This is a genomic window from Nocardioides sp., from assembly GCF_964229035.1.
Taxonomy (GTDB): Bacteria; Actinomycetota; Actinomycetes; order Propionibacteriales; family Nocardioidaceae; genus Nocardioides.
In genome coordinates, this window is the sequence record NZ_CAXRAZ010000001.1 from 14,990 (window position 1) to 41,082 (window position 26,093).

The 26,093-nt window shown below is 72.9% G+C and carries 28 protein-coding genes; 5 read left to right on the top strand and 23 right to left on the bottom strand.

The features are described from left to right. Positions 1-6 precede the first annotated feature (6 nt). The 11 genes from ACERUN_RS00065 to hisD form a co-directional block, all read right to left on the bottom strand. Positions 7-708: a Trp biosynthesis-associated membrane protein gene (locus ACERUN_RS00065; RefSeq protein WP_370287493.1), complete on the bottom strand. Its 702-nt coding sequence runs from the start codon at positions 706-708 to the stop codon at positions 7-9. After that, positions 701-1,051: a phosphoribosyl-AMP cyclohydrolase gene (gene hisI, locus ACERUN_RS00070; protein WP_370287494.1), complete on the bottom strand. Its 351-nt coding sequence runs from the start codon at positions 1,049-1,051 to the stop codon at positions 701-703. The genes ACERUN_RS00065 and hisI overlap by 8 nt, the downstream gene beginning before the upstream one ends. A gap of 65 nt (positions 1,052-1,116) precedes the next feature. Next, positions 1,117-2,913, bottom strand: coding sequence for an ABC transporter ATP-binding protein (locus ACERUN_RS00075; RefSeq protein ID WP_370287495.1), 1,797 nt, complete (start codon positions 2,911-2,913; stop codon positions 1,117-1,119). After that, positions 2,910-4,691: an ABC transporter ATP-binding protein gene (locus ACERUN_RS00080; RefSeq protein WP_370287496.1), complete on the bottom strand. Its 1,782-nt coding sequence runs from the start codon at positions 4,689-4,691 to the stop codon at positions 2,910-2,912. Before ACERUN_RS00080 ends, ACERUN_RS00075 begins: the two co-directional genes overlap by 4 nt. Before the next feature lie 134 nt (positions 4,692-4,825). Beyond that, positions 4,826-5,194 (bottom strand): hypothetical protein, encoded by a 369-nt coding sequence (locus ACERUN_RS00085; protein ID WP_370287497.1) that lies wholly within the window; start codon positions 5,192-5,194, stop codon positions 4,826-4,828. A 49-nt stretch (positions 5,195-5,243) separates the two neighbouring features. Then, the gene (gene hisF, locus ACERUN_RS00090; protein WP_370287498.1) at positions 5,244-6,020 is read right to left on the bottom strand and encodes an imidazole glycerol phosphate synthase subunit HisF; all 777 of its coding nucleotides are present in this window, start codon (positions 6,018-6,020) and stop codon (positions 5,244-5,246) included. Beyond that, positions 6,017-6,754, bottom strand: coding sequence for a bifunctional 1-(5-phosphoribosyl)-5-((5-phosphoribosylamino)methylideneamino)imidazole-4-carboxamide isomerase/phosphoribosylanthranilate isomerase PriA (gene priA, locus ACERUN_RS00095; RefSeq protein WP_370287499.1), 738 nt, complete (start codon positions 6,752-6,754; stop codon positions 6,017-6,019). The genes hisF and priA overlap by 4 nt, the downstream gene beginning before the upstream one ends. Continuing rightward, a complete protein-coding gene (gene hisH / locus ACERUN_RS00100) occupies positions 6,751-7,401 on the bottom strand; it encodes an imidazole glycerol phosphate synthase subunit HisH (RefSeq protein WP_370287500.1) in 651 nt (216 codons plus the stop codon). The genes priA and hisH overlap by 4 nt, the downstream gene beginning before the upstream one ends. A gap of 4 nt (positions 7,402-7,405) precedes the next feature. Beyond that, entirely contained in the window at positions 7,406-8,014 is a 609-nt protein-coding gene (gene hisB, locus ACERUN_RS00105; RefSeq protein ID WP_370287501.1) for an imidazoleglycerol-phosphate dehydratase HisB, read from the bottom strand. Next, the gene (locus ACERUN_RS00110) at positions 8,011-9,156 is read right to left on the bottom strand and encodes a histidinol-phosphate transaminase (RefSeq protein ID WP_370287502.1); all 1,146 of its coding nucleotides are present in this window, start codon (positions 9,154-9,156) and stop codon (positions 8,011-8,013) included. Before ACERUN_RS00110 ends, hisB begins: the two co-directional genes overlap by 4 nt. Next, on the bottom strand, positions 9,153-10,484 hold the full coding sequence (gene hisD, locus ACERUN_RS00115; protein ID WP_370287503.1) for a histidinol dehydrogenase: 1,332 nt from the start codon (positions 10,482-10,484) through the stop codon (positions 9,153-9,155). The genes ACERUN_RS00110 and hisD overlap by 4 nt, the downstream gene beginning before the upstream one ends. A gap of 76 nt (positions 10,485-10,560) precedes the next feature. Between hisD and ACERUN_RS00120 the strand changes: the two genes are divergently transcribed. Next, a complete protein-coding gene (locus tag ACERUN_RS00120; RefSeq protein ID WP_370287504.1) occupies positions 10,561-11,334 on the top strand; it encodes an LON peptidase substrate-binding domain-containing protein in 774 nt (257 codons plus the stop codon). A 7-nt stretch (positions 11,335-11,341) separates the two neighbouring features. Here ACERUN_RS00120 and bla read toward each other — a convergent pair whose 3' ends face one another. After that, the gene (bla, locus tag ACERUN_RS00125; RefSeq protein WP_370287505.1) at positions 11,342-12,358 is read right to left on the bottom strand and encodes a class A beta-lactamase; all 1,017 of its coding nucleotides are present in this window, start codon (positions 12,356-12,358) and stop codon (positions 11,342-11,344) included. A gap of 81 nt (positions 12,359-12,439) precedes the next feature. On the opposite strand from bla, the gene ACERUN_RS00130 reads away from it, so the two are divergent. The 4 genes from ACERUN_RS00130 to ACERUN_RS00145 are packed head-to-tail and all read left to right on the top strand — an operon-like array spanning position 12,440 to position 15,414. Beyond that, positions 12,440-13,309: a LysR family transcriptional regulator gene (locus tag ACERUN_RS00130; protein ID WP_370287506.1), complete on the top strand. Its 870-nt coding sequence runs from the start codon at positions 12,440-12,442 to the stop codon at positions 13,307-13,309. Continuing rightward, the gene (locus tag ACERUN_RS00135) at positions 13,306-14,265 is read left to right on the top strand and encodes a serine hydrolase (protein ID WP_370287507.1); all 960 of its coding nucleotides are present in this window, start codon (positions 13,306-13,308) and stop codon (positions 14,263-14,265) included. The genes ACERUN_RS00130 and ACERUN_RS00135 overlap by 4 nt, the downstream gene beginning before the upstream one ends. Further along, positions 14,262-14,765, top strand: coding sequence for a Cys-tRNA(Pro) deacylase (ybaK, locus tag ACERUN_RS00140; protein ID WP_370287508.1), 504 nt, complete (start codon positions 14,262-14,264; stop codon positions 14,763-14,765). The genes ACERUN_RS00135 and ybaK overlap by 4 nt, the downstream gene beginning before the upstream one ends. Positions 14,766-14,811: 46 nt before the next feature. After that, positions 14,812-15,414: a nucleoside deaminase gene (locus tag ACERUN_RS00145; RefSeq protein ID WP_370287509.1), complete on the top strand. Its 603-nt coding sequence runs from the start codon at positions 14,812-14,814 to the stop codon at positions 15,412-15,414. Here the strand turns inward: ACERUN_RS00145 and ACERUN_RS00150 are convergent. From ACERUN_RS00150 to ACERUN_RS00200, 11 genes are all read right to left on the bottom strand, one after another. Next, positions 15,375-16,040, bottom strand: coding sequence for a hypothetical protein (locus ACERUN_RS00150; RefSeq protein WP_370287510.1), 666 nt, complete (start codon positions 16,038-16,040; stop codon positions 15,375-15,377). The two genes, ACERUN_RS00145 and ACERUN_RS00150, sit on opposite strands and share 40 nt — an antisense overlap. Then, positions 16,037-19,606, bottom strand: a complete 3,570-nt coding sequence (gene dnaE / locus ACERUN_RS00155) for a DNA polymerase III subunit alpha (RefSeq protein ID WP_370287511.1) — start codon at positions 19,604-19,606, stop codon at positions 16,037-16,039. Before dnaE ends, ACERUN_RS00150 begins: the two co-directional genes overlap by 4 nt. Before the next feature lie 144 nt (positions 19,607-19,750). Continuing rightward, positions 19,751-20,236 carry an N-acetyltransferase family protein gene (locus ACERUN_RS00160; RefSeq protein ID WP_370287512.1) on the bottom strand — a complete coding sequence of 162 codons (486 nt, stop codon included), beginning with the start codon at positions 20,234-20,236 and terminating at the stop codon, positions 19,751-19,753. Further along, positions 20,223-21,161, bottom strand: coding sequence for an RluA family pseudouridine synthase (locus ACERUN_RS00165; protein WP_370287513.1), 939 nt, complete (start codon positions 21,159-21,161; stop codon positions 20,223-20,225). The genes ACERUN_RS00160 and ACERUN_RS00165 overlap by 14 nt, the downstream gene beginning before the upstream one ends. Next, positions 21,158-21,772, bottom strand: a complete 615-nt coding sequence (lspA, locus tag ACERUN_RS00170; RefSeq protein WP_370287514.1) for a signal peptidase II — start codon at positions 21,770-21,772, stop codon at positions 21,158-21,160. Before lspA ends, ACERUN_RS00165 begins: the two co-directional genes overlap by 4 nt. 81 nt (positions 21,773-21,853) lie before the next feature. Beyond that, a complete protein-coding gene (locus ACERUN_RS00175) occupies positions 21,854-22,648 on the bottom strand; it encodes a TraR/DksA family transcriptional regulator (RefSeq protein WP_370287515.1) in 795 nt (264 codons plus the stop codon). A 191-nt stretch (positions 22,649-22,839) separates the two neighbouring features. Then, positions 22,840-23,598: a DivIVA domain-containing protein gene (locus tag ACERUN_RS00180; protein WP_370287516.1), complete on the bottom strand. Its 759-nt coding sequence runs from the start codon at positions 23,596-23,598 to the stop codon at positions 22,840-22,842. A 132-nt stretch (positions 23,599-23,730) separates the two neighbouring features. Next, entirely contained in the window at positions 23,731-24,024 is a 294-nt protein-coding gene (locus ACERUN_RS00185) for a YggT family protein (RefSeq protein WP_370287517.1), read from the bottom strand. Positions 24,025-24,122: 98 nt separating this feature from the next. Next, positions 24,123-24,623, bottom strand: coding sequence for a cell division protein SepF (locus tag ACERUN_RS00190; RefSeq protein ID WP_370287518.1), 501 nt, complete (start codon positions 24,621-24,623; stop codon positions 24,123-24,125). A 52-nt stretch (positions 24,624-24,675) separates the two neighbouring features. Beyond that, positions 24,676-25,374, bottom strand: a complete 699-nt coding sequence (locus ACERUN_RS00195; RefSeq protein ID WP_370287519.1) for a YggS family pyridoxal phosphate-dependent enzyme — start codon at positions 25,372-25,374, stop codon at positions 24,676-24,678. Continuing rightward, a complete protein-coding gene (locus ACERUN_RS00200) occupies positions 25,371-26,090 on the bottom strand; it encodes a polyphenol oxidase family protein (RefSeq protein ID WP_370287520.1) in 720 nt (239 codons plus the stop codon). The genes ACERUN_RS00195 and ACERUN_RS00200 overlap by 4 nt, the downstream gene beginning before the upstream one ends. Positions 26,091-26,093: the final 3 nt, after the last annotated feature.

Consider the following 26,093-nt stretch of genomic DNA (forward strand, 5'->3'; position numbering starts at 1 on the left):
ACCATTCTAGGAGGACGCCGGGGGTTCCTCGGCCGTGGGGTCTCGCCCCTCGTCCAGCGACTTCCAGAGGTCGAGGTTGCTGCGCTCGCCGTCATCCTCGCCGACGGGGGTGCGGGCACCCGGCGAGGCGGGGGCGCCGGTGGGCGAGTCGTAGCGGGTGCCCATCTCGGGCCACGACGGCAGCAGCCGCACCGCGACGACCGCAGCCAGCAGCGCCGGCACCGCGGAGACCAACGTCACCCAGTACCAGCCGGTGCGCTCGACCGAGATGGCCGCGGGGTTGAGTGCGAGCTGGGTGGCCAGGTCCGCGGCGGCGGAGTCGTCCTGCACGAGGCCGCCGACCACGAGCACGAGCAGGATCCCGGAGCAGGCGAGAGCGGCCAGGCCGGCGACCAGACGCCGCACCACCCCGCGGGTGACGAGCAGCGCGCCCCAGCACGCGAGCGACACCAGCGCGAGCGCTCCGGCCAGGGGGAACTCGGCCGATCGATCGGCGAGCGCCGTGGCCAGGCCGCCCGCCGCCGTGACGGTCTCGGCCGGCACCGCCAGCATCGGTCGGTGGCCGCCGACGGCCGCGCCGCCGCTGGCGGCGAGTCCGAGGAGCACCGTCGGGCCGAACAGCCCGCGCCCACGATGCTCGGCGACCGCGGGGCCCGAGCTCGGCTCGCCGGGTCCGCTGCCGGGGCCGGTGGTCGGCGCCTCAGCCATCGAGCCGGTCCGCGTCGAAGCAGGTGCGCGCACCGGTGTGGCACGCCACGCCGACCTGGTCGACCTTCACCAGCAGCGTGTCGCCGTCGCAGTCGAGGCGGACCTCGTGCACGTGCTGGGGGTTGCCGGAGGTCTCGCCCTTGACCCAGTACTCGCCGCGCGAGCGGCTCCAGTACGTGGCCCGCCCGCTGCTGAGCGTGCGGTGCAGCGCCTCGTCGTCCATCCACGCGAGCATCAGCACCTCGCCGGTGTCGTGCTGCTGCACGATCGCGGGCACGAGCCCGTCGGGCGTGCGCTTGAGCCGTTCGGCGATGTCGGGAGCGAGCGAGGTCACGGGTTCCATCCTCTCAGGCGGCACCACCCGCGCGGGTGGGGGCCGCATCGGTGCGCCGGTCGGGCGGAGCGGGTTCAGCCGGCCTGCTGGGCGACCCACGAGGCGTGCAGGCGGGCGTAGGGCGTGCCGGGCTGCGCGACGAGCTCGGTGTGCGGCCCGTGCTGCACGATCCGGCCACGATCGACGACGACCACGACGTCGGCGGCTTCGGCGGTCGACAACCGGTGCGCGATGGTCACCGAGGTGCGCCCGCTCATCAACCGCTCGAGCGCGCGGGCGATGCGGGTCTCCAACTGGGGGTCCACCGCGCTGGTGGCCTCGTCGAGCACCAGGAGGTCGGGGTCGGCGAGCTGCGCGCGCAGCAGGGCGACCAGCTGGCGCTCCCCTGCCGACAGCGACTCGCCGCGCTGCCCCACGCGGGTGGCGGTCCCGTCGGGCAGCCCGTCGAGCCAGTCGCCGAGGCCGATCTCGGCCGCGGCGGCGCGGATCTCCTGCTCGTCGGCGTCGATGCGCCCGTAGCGCAGGTTGGCGGCGAGGGTGTCGTCGAAGAGGAAGCCCTCCTGCGGGACGAGCACGACGCTGCGGCGCAGCGAGGCCTCGTCGATCTCGCGCAGGTCGATGCCGTCGAGCAGCACCCGACCGCTGCTGGGGTCCATGAGCCGGGTGAGCAGCTTCGCGACGGTCGACTTGCCCGAGCCGGTCTCGCCGACCACGGCGACCCGCTGCCCCGGCGGCACGACGAGGTCGATGCCCGAGAGCACCTCCGGGCCACCCGGATAGGCGAACGAGACGCCGTCGAAGCGGACGTCGATCGCGCCTACGGGGAGCGTGCGGCCGTCGGCGCCGGGGTCGACGAGGTCGGCCGGGGTGTCGAGGATGCCGATCACCCGCCGCCAACCCGCGACGGCGTTCTGCGCGTCGGTGAGGATCTGGGTGCCCATCTGGACGGGCCCGACGAACAGGGTGACGAGGAAGGCGAAGGCGAGCACCTCGCCGGCCGTGATGCCCTCGCCCCAGGCGAAGCCCTGGCCGAGCCAGATGCCCACGATCAGCACCCCGGCGTTCGCCAGCCCGGCCGAGAGGCCGCCGAGGCTGAACGAGAACGCGGTGAAGCCCTGCGCGCGGGTGCTCGCGGCCTGGTAGCGGTCGATGGCGGTGTCGATGCGCTCCTGGGTGCGCGCCTCGATCGCGAACGACTTGACCACGCCGGCGCCGACGACCGGCTCGGAGACGGCCGAGAGCATCACGCCCACCTGGCTGCGGACCACGCCGTAGGCCGTGGCGAGCTTGCGCTGGAAGAAGCGCAGGCTGAGGAACAGCGGAGCGAAGCACAGCCAGACCACCAGGGCGAGCTGCCAGCTGTAGACCACCATCACGACCGTGGCGATGACGATCTGCCCCACGCTGACGACGAACAGCAGCCCGCCGAACACCAGGAACTGGCTGACCTGGTCGACGTCGCTGGTGACGCGCGAGACGAGCGCACCGCGCCGCTCGGTGTTCTGGGTCAGCAGCGGCAGGTCGTGCACGTGCCGGAACGCCTTGACCCGCAGCGTGGCCAGACCGCGCTCGGCAGTAGAGAACAGTCGCGCCGTCATCGCGTAGGAGGCCCAGCTCGTGACCACGATGGCCGCCGCGGCCGCCAGCGCCAACCACGTCGTGAACGACACGTCCGGTCCATCGGGCCCGCGCAGGCCGCGGTCGATGGTCTGCTGCACCGCGACGGGCACCACGACCTGCCCCACCGAGGCGAGGACGGCGAGCAGCAGCGTCACGCCGATGCCCTCCTTCAGCTCCGGCGAGTGCGTGATGCCGCGCCGGATGGTGGCGATCGCCCCGAGCTCCTCGCCCGTGTGCAGCGCGGTGCTCACGCCGGCACCTCCTCGTAGGCGTTGACCAGTCGGGCGTAGGCCTCGTTGCGGGCCACGAGGTCGTCGTGCGTGCCGCGGTCGACGATCTCGCCGTCGGCCAGGAAGAGCACCTCGTCGACCAGGCCGATCGTCGCCTTCCGGTAGGCCACCACCACGAGCGTGGTGTCCTGGGCTCCGAGCGCGGCGAGGATGCGGCTCTCCACCTCGGGGTCGACCGCCGAGGTGGCGTCGTCGAGCACCAGCACCCTCGGGCGCCGCACGATGGCCCGCGCGAGCGAGAGCCGCTGGCGCTGACCGCCCGAGAGCGAGGTTCCGCGCTCTCCCAGGCGGGTGTCGAGACCGTCGGGCAGGGCGGCCACGAAGCCGTCGGCCTGCGCCACGCGCAGCGCCTCCCACACGTCGGCGTCGTCCACCGCCGCACCGAGCGCGACGTTGCCGCGCACGGTGTCGTCGAACAGGAACGGCGTCTGCGGCACGACCGCCATCACCTCGGCCAGCGCGCCCGGCGCCAGGTCGCGCAGATCGACGCCGTCGAGGCGCACGGCGCCGCGGTCGGCGTCCACGAGACGCGAGAGCAGCGTGGTCAGCGTGCTCTTGCCCGAGGCCGTGGCGCCGACGACGGCCACGCGTCGTCCGGGCTCGACGTCGAAGCTGACGCCGCGCAGGAGCGGGCGGTCGGGGGTGTGGGCGAAGGCGAGGTCGTCGACCTCGAGGCGTGCGCCGCCGGAGCCGGTGGGCGCCGGGGCGTCGCCGTAGGGCATCTCGCCGGTGGCCCCGAGCACCGCGGTGACCCGCTCGAAGCCCACGACGCTGCGGGGGAAGTCGCCGAGCAGCCAGCCGATCGAGCGGATCGGGAAGGACACGACGGTGAGCAGGTAGGTGACGGTGACGACGTCGCCGGCCACGCTGGCTCCGCTCACCACGCGGTGCACCCCGAGCACCAGCACGACGAGTACGGCCAGGTTCGGCAGCGCCGCGAGGGTGGGGTCGAAGGCCGCGCGGATCCGGCCGACACGGATGTTGGCCTCGCGCAGGGCCTCGGCGGTGGCGCGGAACCGGGCGGTCTCCTCCGGCTCGCGCCCCAGGGTCTTGATCACGAGCGCGCCGTCGAAGGACTCGTGGGCGATCTCGGAGAGCTCGGCGCGAAGCTGCTGCGCGCGCGTGGCCCAGCCCTGCGCGCGGCGCTGGTAGACGACGTTGACGGCGATCACGATCGGGAAGAGGAGCAGCCCGACGGCCGCCAGCGCGAGGTCCGTGAGCAGCATCTGCACCACCGCGATGACCATCATCGCCACCGTGCCGACCGCCATCGGCAGCGGAGCGATCGGGCCCCAGGCCGCCTCCACGTCGGAGTTGGCGTTCGACAGCAGTTCGCCGGTCGGGTGGCGCTGGTGCCAGGAGAGCGGGAGGCGGAGGTACTGCCGCGTCACGGCGCGGCGGCTGTGCGCCTGCATGCGGTACTGCATGATGCCGGCGCCGAGGCGCCGCGCGACGATGCCGACCGCGCGCAGGATGGCGACCCCGACGAAGAGCCCGAGCACCGCCCACAGCAGGCCCGCGCCGATCTCGCCGTCGCGGAAGGCGGGGAGGACGACGTGGTCGGTGGCCCAGCCGAGCACCCACGCGTCGGCGACGGTCAGCGCGCCGAAGAGGACGCTGCCGACGGTGGAGAGCGTGAAGATCCACGGCTCGCGGCGGATCGCCACCCCCAGCACCCGGAAGCCCGCGGACGTCGTCCCGATGGCCGCCGCCGGCGCCTGCTGCTCCGCGGTCGTCACGCCTGTCTCCCCCTCGCCGGTGAACGGAACGCCCGGCAGCGGTGGGCGGCCGGGCCTTCCACCAACCCTGCCACCGGGGTCTCTATTCCGACGGCCGCCCCCGGCGGGTCAGCGGCTCAGACGGGTCAGGCGGGTCAGGCGGTCACGACCCGCACCGCGCGCACGCTCATGTGGAAGGTCGAGGTCGCGCCCTGCAGGACGACGAGATAGGAGTGCGGACCGTCGCGGTAGACCTCGCGCGACTGCAGCGACCACGGGTCCGGAGGGTTGTACTCGAAAGCGGTGAGGTGGGCCGAGGCGAGCGCCTCGTCGAAGTGGAGGAAGGAGCGCTGCCCGACCTTGACCACCGTGGGCGGCTTGGCCTGGCCGTTGTTGGCGTACTCCACGATCACCCGCCACACGCCACCGGTCTCGCGGGTCCAGTCCTCGTAGCCGCGACGCAGGGGCGGGAGTCCGGGACGGCCCTCATCGTCACCGGGGGGTCGGTACGGCTGGTAGCTCACGCGGGTCATCCTGCCCGAGCGGCGCGCGCCGTCGCGGGATCTGCTTGCCTCAGCGCACGGGCAGACCGGCGCCGGCCAGCGTCTGCTTGACCTCGCCGATGCGCAGGGTGCCGAAGTGGAACACGGTGGCGGCGAGCACCGCGTCGGCCCCCGCCTCCACCGCCGGTGCGAAGTGCTCGAGCGCTCCGGCGCCTCCGGAGGCGATCACGGGGATCGCGACCTCCGCACGCACGCGACGGATGATCTCGAGGTCGAAACCGTCGGTGGTGCCGTCGGCGTCCATGGCGTTGAGCAGGATCTCCCCCGCACCGAGCTCGGCGGCGCGCACGGCCCACTCCACGGCGTCGACCCCGGCGGCCTGCCGACCGCCGTGGGTGGTCACCTCGAAGCCGGAGTCACCCGGCGCCTCGGCTCCCTCCGGCACGCGGCGAGCATCCACCGAGAGCACGAGCACCTGGTTGCCGAAGCGGTCGGCGATCTCGGCGATCAGCTCGGGCCGGCGCAGTGCCGCGGTGTTGACCGCGATCTTGTCGGCGCCCGCACGCAGCAGGCGGTCGACGTCCTCGACGGAGGCGATGCCGCCGCCGACGGTGAGCGGGATGAACACCTGCTCGGCGGTGGCCGAGACGATCTCCATGGTGGTGGCGCGCCCCTCGTGGGAGGCGGAGATGTCGAGGAAGGTCAGCTCGTCGGCACCCTCGGCGTCGTAGAGGCGAGCGAGCTCGACGGGGTCGCCGGCGTCGCGCAGCTCCTGGAAGTTGACGCCCTTGACGACGCGACCGGCGTCGACGTCGAGGCACGGGATGACCCGCACCGCGAGCGTCATACGAGACCGCCCTTGGTGAGCGCCAGAGCGTCCTCGAGGGTGAACTGGCCGGTGTAGAGCGCGGTGCCGGCGATGGCGCCCTCGACGCCGATCGGCACCAGCTTCATGAGGGCCCGGATGTCGTCGAGGGTCGTGACGCCGCCGGAGGCCACGACCGGGCGGTCCGTGGCGGCGCAGACGTCCTGCAGCAGCTGGAGGTTCGGGCCCTGCAGCATGCCGTCCTTGTTGACGTCGGTGACGACGTAGCGTGCGCAGCCCTCGGCGTCGAGACGGGCGAGGGTCTCGTAGAGGTCGCCGCCCTCCTTCGTCCAGCCGCGGGCCGCGAGCGTGCGACCGCGGACGTCGAGGCCGACGGCCACGCGGTCGCCGTAGGTGGCGATGGCCTTGGCGCACCACTCGGGCTGCTCCAGGGCCGCGGTGCCGATGTTGACGCGGCGGCAGCCGGTGGCCATGGCAGCCTCGAGCGACTCGTCGTCGCGGATACCGCCGCTCATCTCGACCGAGATGTCGAGCCGGCCGACGATCTCGGCCTGCAGCTCGCGGTTCTGGCCGTGCCCGAAGGCGGCGTCGAGGTCGACGAGGTGGAGCCACTCGGCGCCGGCCTCCTGCCAGCGGAGGGCGGCCTCGACGGGGTCGCCGAAGCGCTTCTCGGACCCGTCGACGCCCTGCACCAGCTGGACGGCCTGGCCCCCCTTGATGTCGACGGCCGGCAGCAGCTCCAGGTAGGCGCTCACAGTGACTTCACCCAGTTCCTCAGCAGTTGTGCGCCCGCATCCCCCGACTTCTCCGGGTGGAACTGCGTGGCGCAGAGCGGTCCGTTCTCCACGGCGGCGACGAAGCGGTCGCCGCCGTGCTCGGCCCAGGTCACCAGCGGCTGGTGGCTGGGCGGCGTGCGGTCGTTGGTGACGAGGGTCCACTCGCGCACGCCGTAGGAGTGCACGAAGTAGAAGCGCTCGGACTCGATGCCGTCGAACAGGCGCGTGCCCTCGGCGACGTCGACGGTGTTCCAGCCCATGTGCGGCACGATCGGCGCCTGCAGGCGCTCGACGAGCCCGGGCCACTCGCCGCACCCCTCGGTCTCGACGCCGTGCTCGATGCCGCGCTCGAACAGCACCTGCATGCCCACGCAGATGCCGAGCACGGGGCGGCCTCCGGAGAGCCGTCGCGCGATGATCCGCTCGCCGCGGATCGCGCGGAGCCCGCGCATGCACGCCTCGTAGGCGCCGACACCCGGCACGAGCAGGCCGTCGGCCTCCTGCGCGGCGTCGAGGTCGGAGGTCAAGGTGACGTCGGCCCCGGCGCGCTCCATCGCGCGCACGGCCGAGCGCAGGTTGCCGGAGCCGTAGTCGAGAACGACCACGGACGGCGTCGTGGCGCCCATGCGGTTACAGCGCACCCTTCGTGGAGGGGATGCCGGTCTCGCGAGGGTCGAGCGCCACGGCGTCGCGGAAGGCGCGCGCGAAGGCCTTGAACTGCGTCTCGACGATGTGGTGCGGCTCGCGACCGGCGAGCACGCGCACGTGCAGCGCGATGTGGGCGTGGAAGGCGATGGTCTCGAACACGTGCTTGGTCAGCGAGCCGAGGTAGGAGACCCCCGAGCCGCCGAGCTGCACGTACTGCTGGCCCTCCGGCTCGCCGGTGTGCACGCAGTAGGGGCGTCCGGAGACGTCGACGACGGCCTGCACGAGCGCCTCGTCGAGCGGCACGGTGGCGTCGCCGAAGCGGCGCACGCCCCGCTTGTCGCCGAGCGCCTCGCGCAGCGCCTGACCCAGCACGATGGCGGTGTCCTCGACCGTGTGGTGGGCGTCGATGTGGACGTCGCCCTCGGTGCGCACCGTCAGGTCGAGGAGGGCGTGGCGGGCGAGCGCGGTGAGCATGTGGTCGTAGAAGCCGACGCCGGTGGAGATGTCGTGGCGGCCGGTGCCGTCGAGGTCGACCTCGACGATCACCTTGGACTCGCTGGTCTGCCGCTCGATGCGGGCGGTGCGGCTCATGCTCGGGCTCCGTCCAGGGGTGTGGTCAGGTGGGTGCGAAGGTCGCCGGTGACCTCGGTGAGGGCGGCGCGGAAGGCGGCCATCTCCTCCGGCGTGCCGACCGAGACCCGCAGCCAGCCGTCGGGGCCGGTCTCGCGGATGAGCACACCGTGGTCGAGCAGACCCTGCCAGACCGCGTGACGGTCGGCGAATCGTCCGAAGAGGCAGAAGTTGGCGTCCGAGTCGGCCACCTCGTGGCCCTGCTCGCGCAGCCAGGCGACGAGTGCGTCACGCTCGACCCGCAGGTCGTCGACGCGGCCGAGCAGCTCGGGGGCGTGGCGCAGCGCAGCCAGCGCGACGGCCTGGGTGACGGCCGAGAGATGGTAGGGCAGGCGCACCACCCGGATCGCGTCGCAGATCGCCGGGTCGGCCGCCAGGTAGCCGAGGCGCAGACCCGCCCCGGCGAAGGCCTTGCTCATCGTGCGCGTGACGACGAGGTTGCGGTGCTCGGGGAGCATCGCGAGGGCGCTGGGCACGCCCGCACGCCGGAACTCGCCGTAGGCCTCGTCGACCACGACGATGCCGCCGCCGGCCGCAGCCGTGGCGCGGCACAGCAGGTCGACCGCCGCGGGCTCGAGTGCGGTGCCCGTGGGGTTGTTCGGGCTCGGCAGCAGGACGACGCTCGGCCGCTCGGCCTCGATGAGGGCACGGGCGGCGTCCAGGTCGAGGCTGAAGTCCTCGGCGCGGCGGCCAGCCACCCAGCGGGTGCTGGTGTCGCGGGCGTACTCGGGGTACATCGAGTAGGTCGGGGCGAAGCTGACCGCGGTGCGACCCGGGCCACCGAAGGCCTGGAGCAGCTGGAGCATGACCTCGTTGGAGCCGTTGGCCGCCCACACCTGGGCGGGGACGATCCCGTGCGGGGTGTCGCGCGAGAGGTAGGCGGCCAGGGCCTCGCGCAGGGCGACGAACTCGCGATCGGGGTAGCGGTTCAGGGTCGCTGCCGCCTCGGCCGCGGCGCTCGCGATGTCGTCGATGCACGCCGGCGAGGGCCCGTAGGGGTTCTCGTTGACGTTGAGCTGCACCGGCGCCTGCTCGAGGGAGAGCTGCGGCGCGCCGTAGGGCTCGATGCCTCGCAGTTCCTCCCGCAGCGGCGGCCAGCTCACGACCCGGCCCCGCGCGTGCGGATGCTCACCGCGGCGCCGTGCCCGGGGAGGTCCTCGGCCTCGGCGAGGGTCACGACGTGGTCGGCGACGTCGGCCAGGCCCTGGGCGGAGTACTCGATGACGTGGATCGACTTGGTGAACGCGCGCACCGACAGGCCCGAGGAGTGGCAGGCGCAGCCGGCGGTGGGCAGCACGTGGTTGGAGCCCGCGCAGTAGTCGCCGAGGCTCACCGGCGCGTGCGGGCCGACGAAGATGGCGCCCGCGTTGCGCACGCGCGCGGCCCAGCCGGGCGCATCCTCGGTGTGGATCTCGAGGTGCTCGGCGGCGTAGGCGTTGATGACGTCGAGGCCCTGCTCGAGGTCGCGCACGAGCACGATGCCGGACTGGGGGCCGGTGAGGGCGGTGTGGATGCGCTCGTGGTGCCGGGCCAGCGGCACCTGGCGGTCGAGCTCGGCGTCGACGGCTGCGGCCAGCTCCTCCGAGGGCGTGACCAGCACGGCTGCGGCGGCCGGGTCGTGCTCGGCTTGGCTGATGAGGTCGGCCGCCACGAACCCGGCGTCCGCGGTGGCGTCGGCGAGGATCGCGATCTCGGTGGGACCGGCCTCGGAGTCGATGCCGACCTGGCCCTTGAGCAGGCGCTTGGCGGTGACGACCCAGATGTTGCCGGGCCCGGTGATGAGGTCGACGCGGGGCACCCGTCGGGCCGGATCGGCGTCGTCGAGGCCGTAGCCGAACATCGCGATCGCCTGGGCGCCGCCGACGGCGTAGACCTCGTCGAGGCCGAGCAGCTCGCAGGCCGCGAGGATCGTGGGGTGCACCGAGCCGCCGAACTCCTTCTGCGGCGGGCTGGCGAGGGCGATCGACTCGACGCCGGCCACCTGCGCCGGCACGGCGTTCATGAGCACGCTCGACACCAGCGGCGCGAGACCGCCGGGCACGTAGAGGCCGACCCGGCCGACCGGCACCTTGCGGTGTGTGACCCTCGCGCCAGGGGCGAGGTCGGTGACGGCGTCGCGCTCGAGCTCAGCGGCACAGGTGGCGCGCAGGCGGCGCACCGACTCCTCCAGACCCGCGCGGATGGCCGGGTCGAGGTCCTCGAGGGCCTGCTTCAACGCCGAGGCGGGCACGCGGAGGTCGTCGACCAGCACGCCGTCGAAACGCTCGCCGAGCGAGCGCACGGCGTCCACACCGCCGGTGCGGACCTCCTCGCAGATCGCATGCACCGCGGGCACCGCCGCCTCGATGTCGAAGTCGGCGCGGGGCACGGCTGCGCGGTAGTCGACGGCGGGGCCGGCCTCGCGCAGGTCGATGCGACGGATGAGGGCCATGGCCCCGATTCTACGGTCGGCGCGCCCGCGGCCCCGCGGCGGCGTCCAGCGTCGTCCACGCCCTAGGGTGGACGACGTGAGCGACCGGCTGCCGATGTACCCGCTCGACGCGGTGGTCTTCCCCGGCGCCCGGCGCTTGGTGCGGGTCACCGACGACCGCTACCGCGCCCTCGTGCACCACCTGCTGCGCCGCAGCGATCCGACCGAGCGGCTGCTCGGCACGGTGGCCATCCGCGAGGGCTACGAGCTCGGCGAGCACGGCGCCCAGTCCCTGTTCCGGGTCGGCGTGCGCCTGCAGCTCACGGCCGCGCGGGAGCGGCCCGACGGCAGCTTCGACATCGAGGTGCTCGGCCGCGACCGCCTGCAGCTCGACCGCCTGCTCACCACCGGCGACTTCCCCGTCGGTGAGATCACCCCCCTGCCGGAGCAGCGCTCCGTCGTCCACCCCGAGGTGGTGGAGCGCGCGCGGGCCACCTACCTGGCCTACCGGGTGGTGGTCGCCGACATCGTGGCCGGCCGCGGTGGGTTGCTCACCGACGGTTTCGAGCCCGAGTTCACCGAGGACGACGACCTCTACGAGCCCGACGGCGGTGAGCCCGGCGCGTTCGCCGTGCTGGACGACGACACCGGCCACGACCCCCTCCCCCGCGACCCGGACTACCTGGCGTGGGCGATCGCAGCGGGCACGGCGCTGCCGCTTGGTGAGCGCCAGCAGCTGCTCGAGGCCACCGACGCGCAGGAGCGGCTCGCGCTGGCCACCGACCTGGTGCGCGGCGAGCTGATGGCGATGAACGTGATCGCCTCGCTGCCCGCCACCGAGGTGGCGCGCACGCGCTGGTCGCCCAACTGAGTCCGGATCAGCCGAGCAGGCGCGCGCAGAGCCGACCGACGTCGGCGAGGGGTGCGTCGGAGGTGGGAGCGCCCGGTTGCTCGGCACGGGTCAGACAGGCGATCACGACCGGGGAGCCGTCCGGCGTCCACGCGACCCCGACGTCGTTGCGGGTGCCGTAGTCGCCCGACCCGGTCTTCTCCGCGATGGTCCAGCCGCGCGGCAGTCCCGCACGCAGCGCGGCTCGGCCCGTGGTGCTCGACCGCAACCACCCGAGGAGCCGCGCGCGCTCGCGCGGTCGCAGGGTGGGGCCGAGGAGGAGCGCACCATGGGTGTGCGCGGCCGCCCGCGGCGTCGTGGTGTCGACCGCGCTCCCCGGCTCCCAGTCGTTGAGGTCCGGTTCCCAACGCGTCAGGGTGGTGATCCGGTCGCCGACCGAGCGGGCGAGCTCGCCCACGGCAGCAGGGCCGCCCACCAGACCGAGGAGGAGGTTGCCCGCGGCGTTGTCGCTCTCGGCGACGGCCGCCTCGCACACCTCGGCGACGCGGGGCACGTACCCGCGCCGCTGCCACTCCTCCATGCGCACGGCATAGCCGGAGCCCGCGACCAGGGACGGCGGCCAGTGGGCCGGACGTTCGAGGATCCTGCGGTCCGGGCTCGTGAGGTGGCCCGCCAGCACGGCACCGACCGCCAGCGTCTTGAAGGTGGAGCACATCGCGAACCGCTCGTCGGGCCGGTGCACCAGCGTGCGCCCGGAGCCAAGGTGGTGGGCGACCACACCGATGCGGCGCCCGTGGGCCTGCTCGATCGCGAGCACCTGCGGATGGACCGGGCCGCCGTCGGCGTGGGGCGGGCGGCCTACGGCGACCGGGCCGGCGCTCGCCGCGGCCGGGCCCGGTCGGTTGACGGCGGCGCCTGCGCCGCTCAGACCAACGGCCACGGCGGAGCCGGCGAGCAGGAGGCTCCGTCGGGTGGTGGCCCCCTGACGAGTCGTGGCGGGAGGTGCGGTGGGATCGACGGGCTGCGACGGATGCGGTTCGGTCATGCCTCGACCCTGCCGCGGCGCAGGATGCCCGCGCCAAGACGATCAGGGGCCCATCCATGCACGATGCGTATGGTCGGGCGGGTGGATGTCCCCGAGGCCCTCGCCACCTTCGTCGCGGTGGCCCGCGAGCGCAGCTTCACCCGCGGGGCGGCCCGGCTGGGCCAACCCCAGCCGGTCGCGAGCCGACGGGTGGCGGCGCTCGAACGCCGGTGGGGCGTGGCCCTCCTGCAACGATCGTCGCGCAGCGTGTCCCTGACCCCGGAGGGCGAGCGTCTGCTCCCGCTCGCCGAGGAGGTGCTCGCCGCACTCGACCGCATCGAGGCGCTCTTCACGGCGGCACCCGAGCGGCTGGTGCTCGCCGTGCCGGCCGCGGTCGATGCTCGCACCCGCGCCACCGTGCGCCGCGGCCTCCCGCGACGGCGGGTCGAATTCGTGGTCGTCGACGCCGACCAGCGCGAGCGCCACCTCGCCCACGGGGGTGCCCACCTCGCGCTGACGCCCGTCGCCGGCGACGCCGGCGACCTCGTGGTGCCGCTCGGTCTCGTGGGTCACCCCGGGGCCCGACTGCGGTGGTCCTCGCTGCGCCGCCCCCTGCGCCCGCGCGGTGAGCGGCCGCGGCGCATCCACCTGCGCGCCGAGGACGACGTGCCCGCGGTCCGCGAGCCCGTGCGGGCCGCCGCGGCCGAGGCCGGCCTGCGGGCCGACCAGGTGGTCGTGGGCACCGGCGAGGCGGAGGCGTGGACCAGCGTGCACGAGTGGGACGACGTCGTGGTCGCGACCCGCGCGGAGGCCGAGCGGGAGGCGCTGGAGTTCTTCGAGCCGGACCGCGTCGGGCTCCGCCGCGGGTACCGCCTGCTCGGCGACGGCGGTCTGGGTCGCGACGACCGCACCGCGCTCGTCCGGCGCCTCGCCCGCGGGCTCGGCGGGGAGCCGCTCGGAGGCGGCCGGTGAGGCGGGAGGATCGCGCCCGCCTGATCGCCGACGTCGAGCGCGAGTGGGCCGCGGCGGGCCTGCGCGGATCCTTCCTGGCGCGCGACCTGCGCACCGGCCGCGAGATCGGCCTGCGGGCCCACGAGGCGTGGCCGCTCGCATCGGTGGTCAAGCTGCCCCTCGCGGCCGTCGTCCTCGATGCCTTCACTCGCGGGGAGGCGCGCCCCGACGAGCAGGTGGTGCTCGACGTCGCTGACCGCACCGCCGGCCCCACCGGCATCGCCCTGCTGCGCCATCCGTGCCGGGTGGCGCTGGAGGACCTCGTGCGACTCGCGCTCGCACTCAGCGATAACGCCGCCGCCGATGCCCTGTTCGAGAGGTGGGGTCCCGCCGAGGTCACCGCTCGGCTCCGCTCGCTGGGGGTGGAGGATGCGGTCGTGCGCCACCCGATGCGTTCGCTCTACGGCACGTCGCGCCTGGTCCACTCGGTGGGGCTCGACATCGCCGTGCGCGGAGGCGGCCCGGACGGCGACCACGTCATCGACGAGCTTGCCGTCGACCGCGCCAACGTCGGCACCGCGAGCGGACTGGTCGGCCTGCTGGACGCCGCATGGGCCGATCGTCTCGGCTCGCCCGGCGTCGGCCCGCGGCTGCGCGAGATGCTCGGCCACCAGACGACCCGTCACCGCCTCGCCTCCGAGCTGGTCAGCGACACCGTGCGGGTGCGGTCGAAGACCGGCACCTTCCTGAGCCTGCGCCACGAGGTGGGTGTCGTCGAGGCGGTGGACGCCGACGATGACGCCGGCCGCGCACCCGTGGCGATCGCGATGCTCACCCGGTGCGCCGTCCCGGCGATCGAGAACATCGAGGCCGATCTGGCCATCGGGCAGACCGCGCGGATGATCGTCGAGGCGCTCCAGGACGCGGGCGACCGGCACGACCGGCACGACCAGCACGACTCAGGAGGACGACGATGACGCGATCGCGACGAGGCGCCCCCGGAGCAGGTGGCACGCCCGCCACGGCGGCGCTCACCGCCGCCGGTGTCGCGTTCACCCTGCGCGAGTACGACCACGACCCGCGGGCCACCTCGTTCGGGGAGGAGGCGGCCGCGGCCCTCGGCGAGGCGCCCGCGAAGGTGTTCAAGACGCTGCTCGCCGACCTCGACGGCTCCCTCGTCGTCGGCGTCGTGCCGGTCACCGGGCAGCTCGACCTCAAGGCGCTCGCGCGCGCCCTCGGGGGCCGGCGTGCCGCGATGGCCGACCCCCGGGCGGCGGAGCGCTCCACCGGCTACGTGGTGGGCGGGATCTCCCCCATCGGCCAGCGGCGGCGGCTGCCGACGGCTCTCGACGCCAGCGCGCTCGAGCACGGCACCGTGCTGGTCTCGGGTGGACGACGCGGGCTGGACGTCGAGCTCGCCCCCGCCGATCTGCAGCGCCTCACCGACGCCGTGGTCGCGCCGATCGCCCGAGCGTGATCCGGCCGCAACCTTCCCGTAGCGTGCGGGCGCCACGCTGGCGCTCGTGACCTCCCTGCCGCCCGCGCTGCTGAGCGCTTCCGATCCCGCCCTCGCCCATCGCGTGCTCGACGTGATCGAGCACGACGTGGTGCCGCTGACCGCGCGGGGCGTGGCTCGCGGCGACAAGGTGTTCGGGGCGGCGCTGCTGCGCAAGGACGACCTGTCGCTGGTGCTGGCCGAGACCAACCACGAGACCGCCAACCCGCTCTTCCACGGCGAGGTGCACACGCTCGTGCGCTTCTACTCGCTGCCGTCGAGCGATCGCCCGGCCACCTCGGAGCTGCTCTTCGTCTCGACGCACGAGCCCTGCTCGCTGTGCCTGAGCGCGATCACGTGGTCGGGTTTCGACGCGATCGTCTATCTCTTCACCCACGAGGACTCGCGCGACAGCTTCGCGATCCCGCACGACCTGCGGATCCTGCAGGAGGTGTTCGGCACGGTCGACTACCGGCGCGACAACGCCTTCTTCACCGCGCGGTCGGTGGCCGAGCTGGGCGTGGACGACGCGCGGGTCGCCGAGCGCATCTCGGGCCTCTCCTCGCGCTACGCCGAGCTTTCCGCGACCTATCAGACCTCGCGCGGCGGCAGCGGCATCCCGCTGCCCTGAGCGGTCGGCAGCGAGGTGGCGAGCTGGGCACGACGCTCGGTGCTGCCCAGCGCGAGCATCACCACCAGGAAGCCCGCGGAGCCGGCCACCGGCCACATCAGCCACGGCACGGTGACGCCGACCGTGCTGCCCTCCGGACCGATCTGCGCCTGGGCGAGGCTCAGGTGGCCGGGCAGCCGGGTGCCGATGGCGACCTCCTTCGCCTTCTCCTGGGGATCGGGCGGGCTCTGGGCCTGCCCGATCACGGTGCTGAGGGCTGCGGCGATCACGCCGCCGAGGAGCACCGCGCCCAACCCCGCGAGCGGACGACGCCGGGCGAGCCACCCGCCGACCAGGCCGAGCAGCACGCCGAGCCCGAGCGCCAGGACGACGTACTCCGCCGTGCCGCTGAAGTCGCGCGCCACGCCGGGGTCGAACGGGTCGGGGTACCAGGCCGGGCCGGCGTCGGTGCGGTAGATGCGACCGCTCGGTGCGGGGCCCCACCAGCGCCACCACAGCCAGCCGCCGAGGGCGCCGAGCGCGGCGCCCAGCACCACGGTGGCGCCGAGGGCGGCCAGTCCCGAGCGGGCCGCCGAGGTGTCGAGGGGCTGGTGATCGGCCGCGGATTCGGCCTGGGCGCCGCTCATGCGCCGAGGCACCCGGGCCCGAGCAGCTGCTTGAGGTCGGCGAAGAGCGCAGGAGTGGGCGTCACCCTGAGATTGTCCCCCAGGCGCATGAGCTTGGTGGACTCGCGGCTCAGCAGCTGCAGGCGCACCTCGGTGAGCCCGGGGTGCGTCACGAGCACCTCGCGCAGTTGCTGGACCACCGGGCCGGTGCAGCGGGTGGAGGGCAGCGAGATGACCACGGGGCCGTCGCTGCCGCGCTCGAGGTCGGGCACCGTGACCTCCTGGCCGCGCAGCTGCGGCGTCTCGCGCTCCTTGTCGAGCTGACCTCGCACCCGGATGATCGCGTCGTCGGTGAGGTAGGGGGCCGCCAGGCGGTAGGAGCTCGGGAACAGCAGCACCTCGACCGCACCTTCGAGGTCCTCGAGGGTGACGGTGGCCCAGGGGTCGCCGTTCTTGGTGATCTTGCGCTGGATGGAGGTCACCAGGCCCGCGACCGTGACGGTGGCGTTGTGGGGGCGGTCCTCGTCGGTGACCAGCTGGCCGATGGTGCAGTCGGTGCCGTTGGACAGCACGTGCTCCAGGCCGAGCAGCGGGTGGTCGGAGACGTAGAGGCCGAGCATCTCGCGCTCGTGGCCGAGCAGGGTCATCTTGTCCCACTCGTCGAGGTCGGGGATCGCCACGCTCACCCCGAAGCCACCGAAGCCGCCCGCGTCGTCGTCGTCCCCGAGGCCGGCGAACAGCGAGTCCTGACCGATCGCCTCGTTGCGCTTGATGTCGACGTACTGGTCGACCGCCGTCTCGTGCACGGCCACCAGTGGACGACGGCGGTGCTTCATGTCGTCGAAGGCGCCGGCCTTGATGAGGGAGTCGATGACGCGCTTGTTGCAGACCGTGGCCGGCACCTTGGAGAGGAAGTCGTTGAAGTCGGTGAAGCGGCCCTGGCTGGTGCGTGCCTCCACGATGCCGTCGACGACGTTGGACCCGACGTTGCGCACGGCGGTGAGGCCGAAGCGGATGTCGCGGCCGACGGCGGTGAAGTTGTGCGCCGACTCGTTGACGTCGGGCGGCAGCACCTGGATCTTCATGCGGCGACACTCGTTGAGGTAGATCGCCATCTTGTCCTTGTCGTCCTTCACCGAGGTGAGGAGCGCGGCCATGTACTCCGTGGGGTAGTTGGCCTTGAGGTAGGCGGTCCAGTAGGTGATGACGCCGTAGGCGGCCGAGTGCGACTTGTTGAAGGCGTAGTCGGCGAAGGGGACGAGGATCTCCCAGAGCTTCTTCACCGCATCCAGCGGGTAGCCGCGCTCGAGCATGCCGGCCTCGAAGCCGGCGTACTGCTTGTCGAGCTCCTCCTTCTTCTTCTTGCCCATCGCGCGACGCATGTTGTCGGCGGCGCCCAGGGAGAAGCCGGCGAGCACCTGCGCGATCGCCATCACCTGCTCCTGGTAGACGATCAGGCCGTAGGTCTCGCCCAGCACGGGCTCGAGGGCCTCCGCCAGGGCGGGGTGGATGGGCTCGATCGGCTCGCGGCCGTTCTTGCGACGCGCGTACTTGTTGTGCGAGTCCGCACCCATCGGGCCGGGCCGGTAGAGCGCGGAGACGGCCGTGATGTCGGCGAAGGTGTCGGGCAGCATCGAGCGCAGCAGGGCCCGCATGCCGCCACCGTCGAGCTGGAAGACGCCGAGCGTGTCGCCGCGCCCCATCAGCTCGTAGGTGGCCCGGTCGTCGAACGGCAGCTCCTCGAGGACGACGTCGACGTCGCGGTTGGCCTTGATGTTGAGCAGGGCGTCCTCGAGGATGCGGAGGTTCGACAGGCCGAGGAAGTCCATCTTGACCAGGCCGAGCGACTCGCACATCGGGTAGTCGAACTGGGTGATCACGGCGCCGTCCTGGGGGCGCATCATGATCGGGACGACGTCGGTGAGCGGCTCGCTCGACATGATCACGCCCGCGGCGTGCACGCCCCAGTTGCGGATCTGGCCCTCGAGTCCGAGCGCCGTCTGGTAGATCGTGCGGACCTCGGCGTCGGACTCGTAGAGGGCGCGGAACTCGCCGCCGTCGTTGTAGCGCTTGTGCTCGGGGTTGAAGAGCTCCTTGAGCGGCACGCCCTTGCCCATGACGTCGGCCGGCAGCGCCTTGGTGATCTTGTCGGAGATCGCGAAGCCGTGGTCGAGCACGCGCGCGGCGTCCTTGATGGCCGCCTTGGACTTGAGCCGGCCGAAGGTGGCGATGTAGGCGACCTTGTCGCTGCCGTACTTCTCGGTGACGTAGTTGATGACCTCGGCGCGGCGCTGGTCGTCGAAGTCGATGTCGAAGTCGGGCATCGAGGGACGCTCGGGGTTGAGGAAGCGCTCGAAGAACAGACCGTGCTCCAACGGGCACAGGTCGGTAATGCGCAGCGCGTAGGCGGCGATCGAGCCGGCGCCCGAACCGCGGCCGGGCCCGACGCGGATGCCGTTGTCCTTGGCCCACTGGATGAAGTCGGCGACCACGAGGTAGTAGCCGCAGTAGCCCTTCTGGGCCACGATCGCGAGCTCCATCTCGACGCGGTCGCGCACCTCCTGGGTGAGCGCCTCGCCCGGGTAGCGCGACTCGATGCCCCGCCAGACCTCCTTGCGGAACCAGGAGTCCTCGGTCTCACCGGCCGGGATGTCGGCCTTGGCCATGTAGCCGCCGGTGGACTCGGTGAACTGCACCTCGCAGCGCTCGGCGATGGCGAGGGTGTTGTCGCAGGCCTCGGGCATGCCGAAGCGGTCGGCCCACAGCTCGCGCATCTCGGCGGCGGACTTGATGTAGTAGCCGCCCCCGTCGAACTTGAGGCGGTTGGTGTCGGAGAGCCGCTTGCCGGAGGCGACGCAGATGAGGGCGTCGTGGGCGTCGGCGTCCTCGGGGTTGTTGTAGTGGGAGTCGTTGGTGGCGATCGGCGGGATGTTGAGCTCGCGCCCGAGGCGCAGGAGGTCGTCGCGCACCCGCTTCTCGATGCTGATGCCGTGGTCCATCAGCTCGAGGAAGACGTTGTCGCGCCCGAAGATCTCCTGCAGCTCGCCGGCCTCGCGCACGGCCTCGTCCCACTGCCCGAGCCGCAGGCGGGTCTGGATGGCGCCGCTGGGGCAGCCGGTGGAGACGATGAGGCCCTTGCTGTGCTCGGCGAGGATCTCCTTGTCCATGCGCGGCTTGTAGAAGTAGCCCTCGAGGCTCGAGCGCGAGGAGAGCCGGAAGAGGTTGTGCATGCCCTCGGTGCTCTCGGCCCACATCGTCATGTGGGTGTAGGCGCCGCCGCCGGCGACGTCGTCGCCGCCCTCCTCGGCCAGGTCGCCCTTGCCCCACCGCACCCGGCGACGCTCGCCTCGGGCGGTGCCGGGGGTGATGTAGGCCTCGATGCCGATGATCGGCTTGACGTCGTACTTCTTGGCCTTGGAGTAGAAGTCGTAGGCGCCGTGGAGGTTGCCGTGGTCGGTCATCGCGATCGACGACATCCCGAGGTCGCGCACGCGCGAGAACAGGCCGTCGAGCAGCGAGGCCCCGTCGAGCATGGAGTACTCGGTGTGGACGTGCAGGTGAGCGAAATCCCCGGCGTCAGCAGCCATGTGCGGTTCGCGACTCCTCGAGAAGAGAGATGGACGTGTGGGCCCTCGGGGAAGAGGACCAGACTACGTGAACGGACGCCCGGATCGTGCCAGGAGGGTCCGACACAGATCGGCGTCCGAGTGGCGCCGACCCATACCGACGGATCAGCGCCCGGGCCACTCGAGCCGGACGTCGGGAGCCCGCTCCTCGTTGCCCGAGCCGTCGGTGGTCTCGTGCTCGACGAGGCCGTGACGGGCGTAGAAGGCTCGCGCGGGGGCGTTGGAGGCGAAGACCCAGAGGCCGAAGCCGTCGGGGCGCAGGCCCTTGACCAGGTCGAGGAGCGCCGAGCCCACCCCGCGGCCCTGGGCCGCGGGCAGCACGTAGAGGTCGTCGAGCCACTCGCGCTTCACCTCGGCGAACCCGAGGAGCCTCGCGGTGGCGGCGTCCTCGGCCACCCACGTCTCGCGGCCGTCGGCGAGGTCGATCGCGGAGTAGAAGGCAAGGACGTCGGACCGCGGGTGCATCGGCGACGGCATCGCCGGCGCGGCGGCCACCCGCGCCGCCCAGAACAGCTCCCCGATCTCGACGAGGTCGGCCGGTTCGGCCGGGCGCAGCACCAGGTCGGGCGGGTCGGCGTCAGTGGCTCGCACGGATGGTCTCGAGGGCGGCCGCGAGGTCGTCGGGGTAGCTCGAGGAGAAGGTGACGTACTCCCCCGTGCCCGGGTGCTCGAAGCCGAGGCGCACGGCGTGCAGCCACTGCCGCTCGAGCCGCACGCGGCGGGCGAGGGCCGGATCGGCGCCGTAGGTGAGGTCGCCGACGCACGGATGCTTCATGGCGCTCATGTGCACGCGGATCTGGTGGGTCCGACCGGTCTCGAGGTGCACCTCGAGCAGGCTGGCGAAGCGGTGGGCCTCGAGGGTCTCGTAGTGCGTGACGCTCGCGCGGCCGTCGTCCATGACGGCGAACTTGTAGTCGTGCTTCGGGTGGCGACCGATGGGGGCGTCGATCGTGCCCTCGAGCGGATCGGGGTGGCCCTGCACGAGCGCGTGGTAGGTCTTGTCGACGGTGCGCTGGCGGAAGGCGTTCTTGAGCACCGAGTAGGCGTGCTCGGACTTGGCGATCACCATCACGCCCGAGGTGCCGACGTCGAGGCGCTGGACGATGCCCTCACGCTCCTTGGCCCCCGAGGTGGAGATCCGGAAGCCGGCTCCGGCGAGGTGGCCGACGACGGTCGGGCCGCGCCAGCCGGGCGAGGGGTGGACGGCGACTCCCACGGGCTTGTCGATCACCACGATGGCGTCGTCGTCGTGGATGATCCCGATGCCCTCGACGATCTCGGGCACGATCTCCAGCGGGTCGGACTCCGCGGGGATCTCGACGTCGAGCTGCGCGCCCGCCCAGACCCGCTCGCTCTTGCCGCTGACGGCCGCCCCCTCGAGGACGACGCGCCCCTGCGCGACCAGCTCGGCGGCACGGGTCCGCGAGACACCGAACAGCTGCGCCATGGCGACGTCGATGCGCTCGCCCTCCAGGCTCTCGGGCACCGCGAGGCTGCGGTGGTCGACCTGCGTCATCGGCCCTCCTCCGCGGCCGGTGCGGCCGGCGCGTCGTCGTCGGCCGCACTCTCGGCGTCGCTCACGCGTCGTCCGTCCATCCCGATACCGCGCAGCACCTGCAGCAGGATGAGGGCGACGCCGACGTTGATGCACACGTCGGCGATGTTGAACACCGGCCAGTTCGGCAGCATGAGGAAGTCGACGACGTGGCCGCGGAACGGGGCCGGGTCGCGGAAGATCCGGTCGACCAGGTTGCCGGTGATGCCGGCCAGGAGCAGGCCGAGTGCGACCGCCCAGATGCGGTCGACCAGGCGGCGGCTGATGAAGAGCACGACACAGGTCGCCACGATGGCCAGCACGCTCAGGCCGGCGGTGAAGCCGGTGCCCAGGCTGAACGCGGCGCCCGGGTTGTAGGTGAGGTGCAGCTGCAAGATCGTGCCGATGACCTGGATGTCGGGTCGGCCCTCGAGGTGGTGCTCGGCGAGCGCCTTGGTGACCTGGTCGACGCCCAGCATCACCGCCGCGATCACGGCGAAGATCCGCCACACCCGCGGGGCGGCGAGGCGTCCGGCGCCCCCGCGCACGGTGTCGTCAGGGGCGGGCGGAGGTGGGGTGGACGCGTCTTCCATGGCGGGGCCGAGTCTCCCACACGGGCGGGCACCGCACCCAAGCGCGAGGACCGCCCGCGGGGCGGCCCATCGCACGAGCGGTCAGCGACGCTCCTCGCGCTGCTTGCACGCCATGCAGAGCGTCGCGCGCGGGAAGGCCATCAGACGCAGCTTGCCGATCGCCTGCCCGCAGGACTCGCACACGCCGTAGGTGCCGTCGGCGATACGCGCCAGCGCCCGGTCGATCTGGGCGAGCTTCTCGCGCTCGTGGTTGACGACGGTGAGCTCGTGGTCGCGCTCGAAGCTGGTGGCACCCACGTCGGCCTGGTCCTGGCCGGCACCGTCACCGGGGTTGCGCAGCAGGCCCGAGAGGTCGGCCTCCTGCTCGGCGAGGATCTGCGTGCTGTGCTCACGCTGCTCGTTGAGCTCGGCCAACACCTCGGCGAGCTCCTCGCTCGACCACGCGTCCTCGGTCTCGAGGACGACGAGCGACGCGCTGTCGGCGTTCGCAGCGGGGGCGGGGGTCTTCTCGGCGGGGGCCTTGGTCACCGGGTTCACCTCGGTCGTCGTGGGGGGCGGCGCGTCGGTGGACGACGCCTTCTCGGGCGATGCAGGAGCAGTCTTGCGGGCCGATCCAACTTCGGGGTCGACCGCGGCCTTCTTGGCGGGCGCCGCCTTCTTCGCGGGCGCGGCCTTCTTCGCGGGCGCGGCCTTCTTCGCGGGCGCGGCCTTCGTCGCGGGCGCGGCCTTCTTCGCGGGCGCAGCCTTCTTCGCGGGCGCGGACGCTGCGGGCGCCGCAGCGGGCTTCTCCGGCGCGGGGGCCGCCTTGCGCGGACGGATGATCTTGCGCGCGGCCGACGCGGCCTGACCGGCGAGGGACTTCTTGGTGCGGGCCATGGTGGCCTCCTCATCAGACGGCCCGGGCCTCACCCGCGGGCGAGCGTGAGGCTAGCGGCTGAGCCCGACGGCTCCAAGCAGCCACACCGCACGACGTCGGCGACTGCTGACCCGGGCGTGCGCAGGACAGGCCCGGAAAAGCACGTCGGCCGGCCCCGCGGGGCCGGCCGAGGTGGTGGAGCGGGTGCGCCTCAGGCGTCGTCCTCACCGAGGATCGAGCGCAGGCGCTTGGGTGCCGGCGACTCCTCGGCGGGGGCGAGGGTGTCGCCCGGGGTCTGCAGCGACTCGAGCTGCTGGGTGAAGTAGCTCTTGAGACGCGAGCGGTACTCGCGCTCGAAGGAGCGCAGCGTCTCGACCTCGGCGGAGAGCTTGTCGCGCTCCTTCTCGAGGTCGCCGAAGAGCTGGGTGCGGCGCTCGGCGGTCTCGCTGTCGAGCATCTCCGCGCGCGTGCGGGCGTCGGACTCGAGGCGGTCGGCCTTGACCTTGGCCTCGGACTCCAGGCGCTCGGCCTTGGTGCGGGCCTCGCCGACGATCTTGTCGGCCTCGTTCTTGGCGTCCTCGACGAGCTCGTCGGCGTTGCGCGTGGCGATCTCGAGAAGACGCGCAGCCGCGTTGGAGGCCTCGGGCACCGTCTCGACGCGGATGGTCTCGACCCCACCATTCGCGACGGGGGCGGGCGCGGCCACTGGAGCCGGCGCGACCACGGGGGCCGGGGGCTCGGGGGCGATCTCGGGCACCTTCGTCAGCTGCGTGGGCACATCGAAGGAGGCGGCACTGCCCGCCTGGGCAGCCGCGAGCTTGGCGCGGAGGTCGTCGTTCTCCTGGGTCAGGCGGGCCAGCTCGGCCTCCACCTCATCAAGGAACTGGTCGACCTCGCCCATGTCGTAGCCCTCGCGCAGCCGGACCGGCGTAAAGCGCTTGTTGCTCACGTCCTCAGGCGTCAGCGGCATGACCTCACCTATCTTCGCAGAACTTCACAGGACACTCTGTCCCACCGAACCTTAGCGCCTGCCTCGGCGATGGCCGCATCAACCTGCCGAGACAGGTGGGACCGGTGGGACGAAGCCCGCGCGGGAACGGCGTCAGAGCAGGAGCGTCGAGCGGTTCACCGAGAGCAGGATGTAGGCCACGATCATCACGAGGATGAAGCTGAGGTCGAGGGAGAAGTTGCCGATGCGGATCGGCTTGATCACCCGACGCAGGCCGTTCACCGGCGGGTCGGTGACGGTGTAGGAGGCCTCCAGCAGCACCAGCACCGGGCCGCGGGGTTCCCAGGCGCGCGCGAACACCAGCACCCAGTCGGTGATGAAGCGGATCCACAGGAACGCGATGAAGGCGAACAGGACGCTCTCGATGATCCAGCCCACGGTCGTCACGCCCTCAAACTACCGGGTGGCCCCGAACGCGGACGCGCCGACACCGGTTCGGTGTCGGCGCGTCGTGTGCGCTGCGGGCGGCACGGGGCCGCGTGCGGTCAGCTCTGGTTGAAGAACCCGTCGGTGGCGATGCGCTGCTTGTCCTCGGCGGCGACGGTGACGTTCGGCGGCGAGAGCAGGAAGACCTTGTTCGTGACCCGCTCGATGCTGCCGCGGGTGGCGAAGATGAGGCCGGCGGCGAAGTCGACCAGGCGCTTGGCGTCGGCGTCGTTCATCTCGCTGAGGTTCATGATCACCGGGATGCCCTCGCGGTACTGCTCCCCCACGGCGCGCGCATCGTTGTAGGTGGTGGGGTGCAGCGTCGTGATGCGCGAGAGCTCGGCGACCATGGACGCCGGCGCCGCGGCCACGGGACGGTGGGCGGCGAGGTCGGCGACGGGGGCCGGTGCGACCGATCGCATCGCCGGCTCCTTGCGGAGCCGGTCGGCGCGCTGATCGCGCGCCGGCGCCTGCTCGGTGGTCTCGTCGTCGTACTCGTCGTAGCCGGTGTCCTCCAGCAGGCCGAGGTACTCGCCGATCCTGCGCATCGCACCGCTCATGACTGTTCGCCTCCGTGATTGCTGCCCGTGCGGGCATCGATTGGTTCGGACATTACTGGACTGTCGGGCGTGATCCGAGGACCGCGGAGCCGACGCGCACGTGTGTCGCGCCGATCGCCACGGCCTCCTCGAGGTCGCCGCTCATGCCGGCCGAGAGCACGGTGGCCTGCGGGTGGTGGGCCAGGAACCTGGCGCGGATGTCGGCGAGCCGGGCGAAGGCCGCCGCCGGCTCCTCACCCAGCGGCGCCACGGCCATGAGGCCGCGCAGCGCGAGGGAGTCGTGGGCGAGGACGGCCTCGCCCAGGGCGGCGAGGTCGTCGGGATCGGCACCGGCCCGGTGCTCGGTGCCCGGCGGGTCGAGGCTCACCTGGAGCAGCACCTCGACGACGCGGTCGGTCTCGGCCGCACCGCGGGCCAACCGGGCCACCAGCGAGTCGCGGTCGACCGACTCGACGACGTCGGCGTAACGCCCGACCGCAGCGGCCTTGTTGGACTGCAGACCGCCGATGAAGTGCCAGCGCACACCGAGGTCGTCGCAGTCCGCGGCCTTCGACTCCGCCTCCTGGTGCCGGTTCTCACCCACCTCGCGCACCCCGAGGCCGGCCAGCAGCCGCACGTCGGAGGCGGGGAAGAACTTCGTCACCACGACGAGGCCGACCTCCCCCGCGGGGCGTCCCGCAGCGGCCTCGGCCCGGGCGATGCGATCGCGCACCTGCTCGAGGTTGGCCTGCAACTCCGTCGCGCGGCTCATGCGGCCCACACCAGGCCTGCGAACCGACCCGCGGCCGATCCGTCACGACGGTAGGAGTGGAGGCCCGCGTCCTCCAGCGTGCAGGGACCGACCGCGACGGCCTCCACGTCGGCGGCCGCCAGCTGGGCCAGCACGCCCGCGCCGAGGTCGAGGGCGGCGGTGCCGGCCCGGGTGGTGGCCCGCGTGGCCGGCACGAGGTCGACGACCTCGCGCTGCATCGCCGCCGGCACCTCGTAGCAGCGACCGCACACGTGCGGCCCGACCCAGGCCCGCAGGCCACGGGCGCCGAGATCACGCATCGCCTCGACCGTGCGCGTGACCACGTCGAGGGCGACCCCGCGTCGTCCGGCGTGGGCGACCCCGAGCACCGCCTCGCCGTCACCGGCACCGCGCGCCGCGAGGACGACGGGCACGCAATCGGCCACGCGCACCATCAGCCCCACGCCGCGCAGGGTCGTGACCTGGGCGTCGGCGGTGGGCACGTCGTCGGCGACACCGACGGTGGGCACGACCTCCACCCGGTGGACGTCGGCCCCGTGCACCTGGTTGAGACGGGCGAAGGGCACCCCCGCGACCACCTCGAGCTCGTGGAGCGCCGAGGCGAACCCCTCGCGCGAGCCCTGGAGGTCGATCGAGGCGTCCGTGAACGCCACCTCGACCCGCGACGCCGCAGGGGCGTCGGGGTCGAGGAGGAACGACTCACGGAAGGAGAACACGGC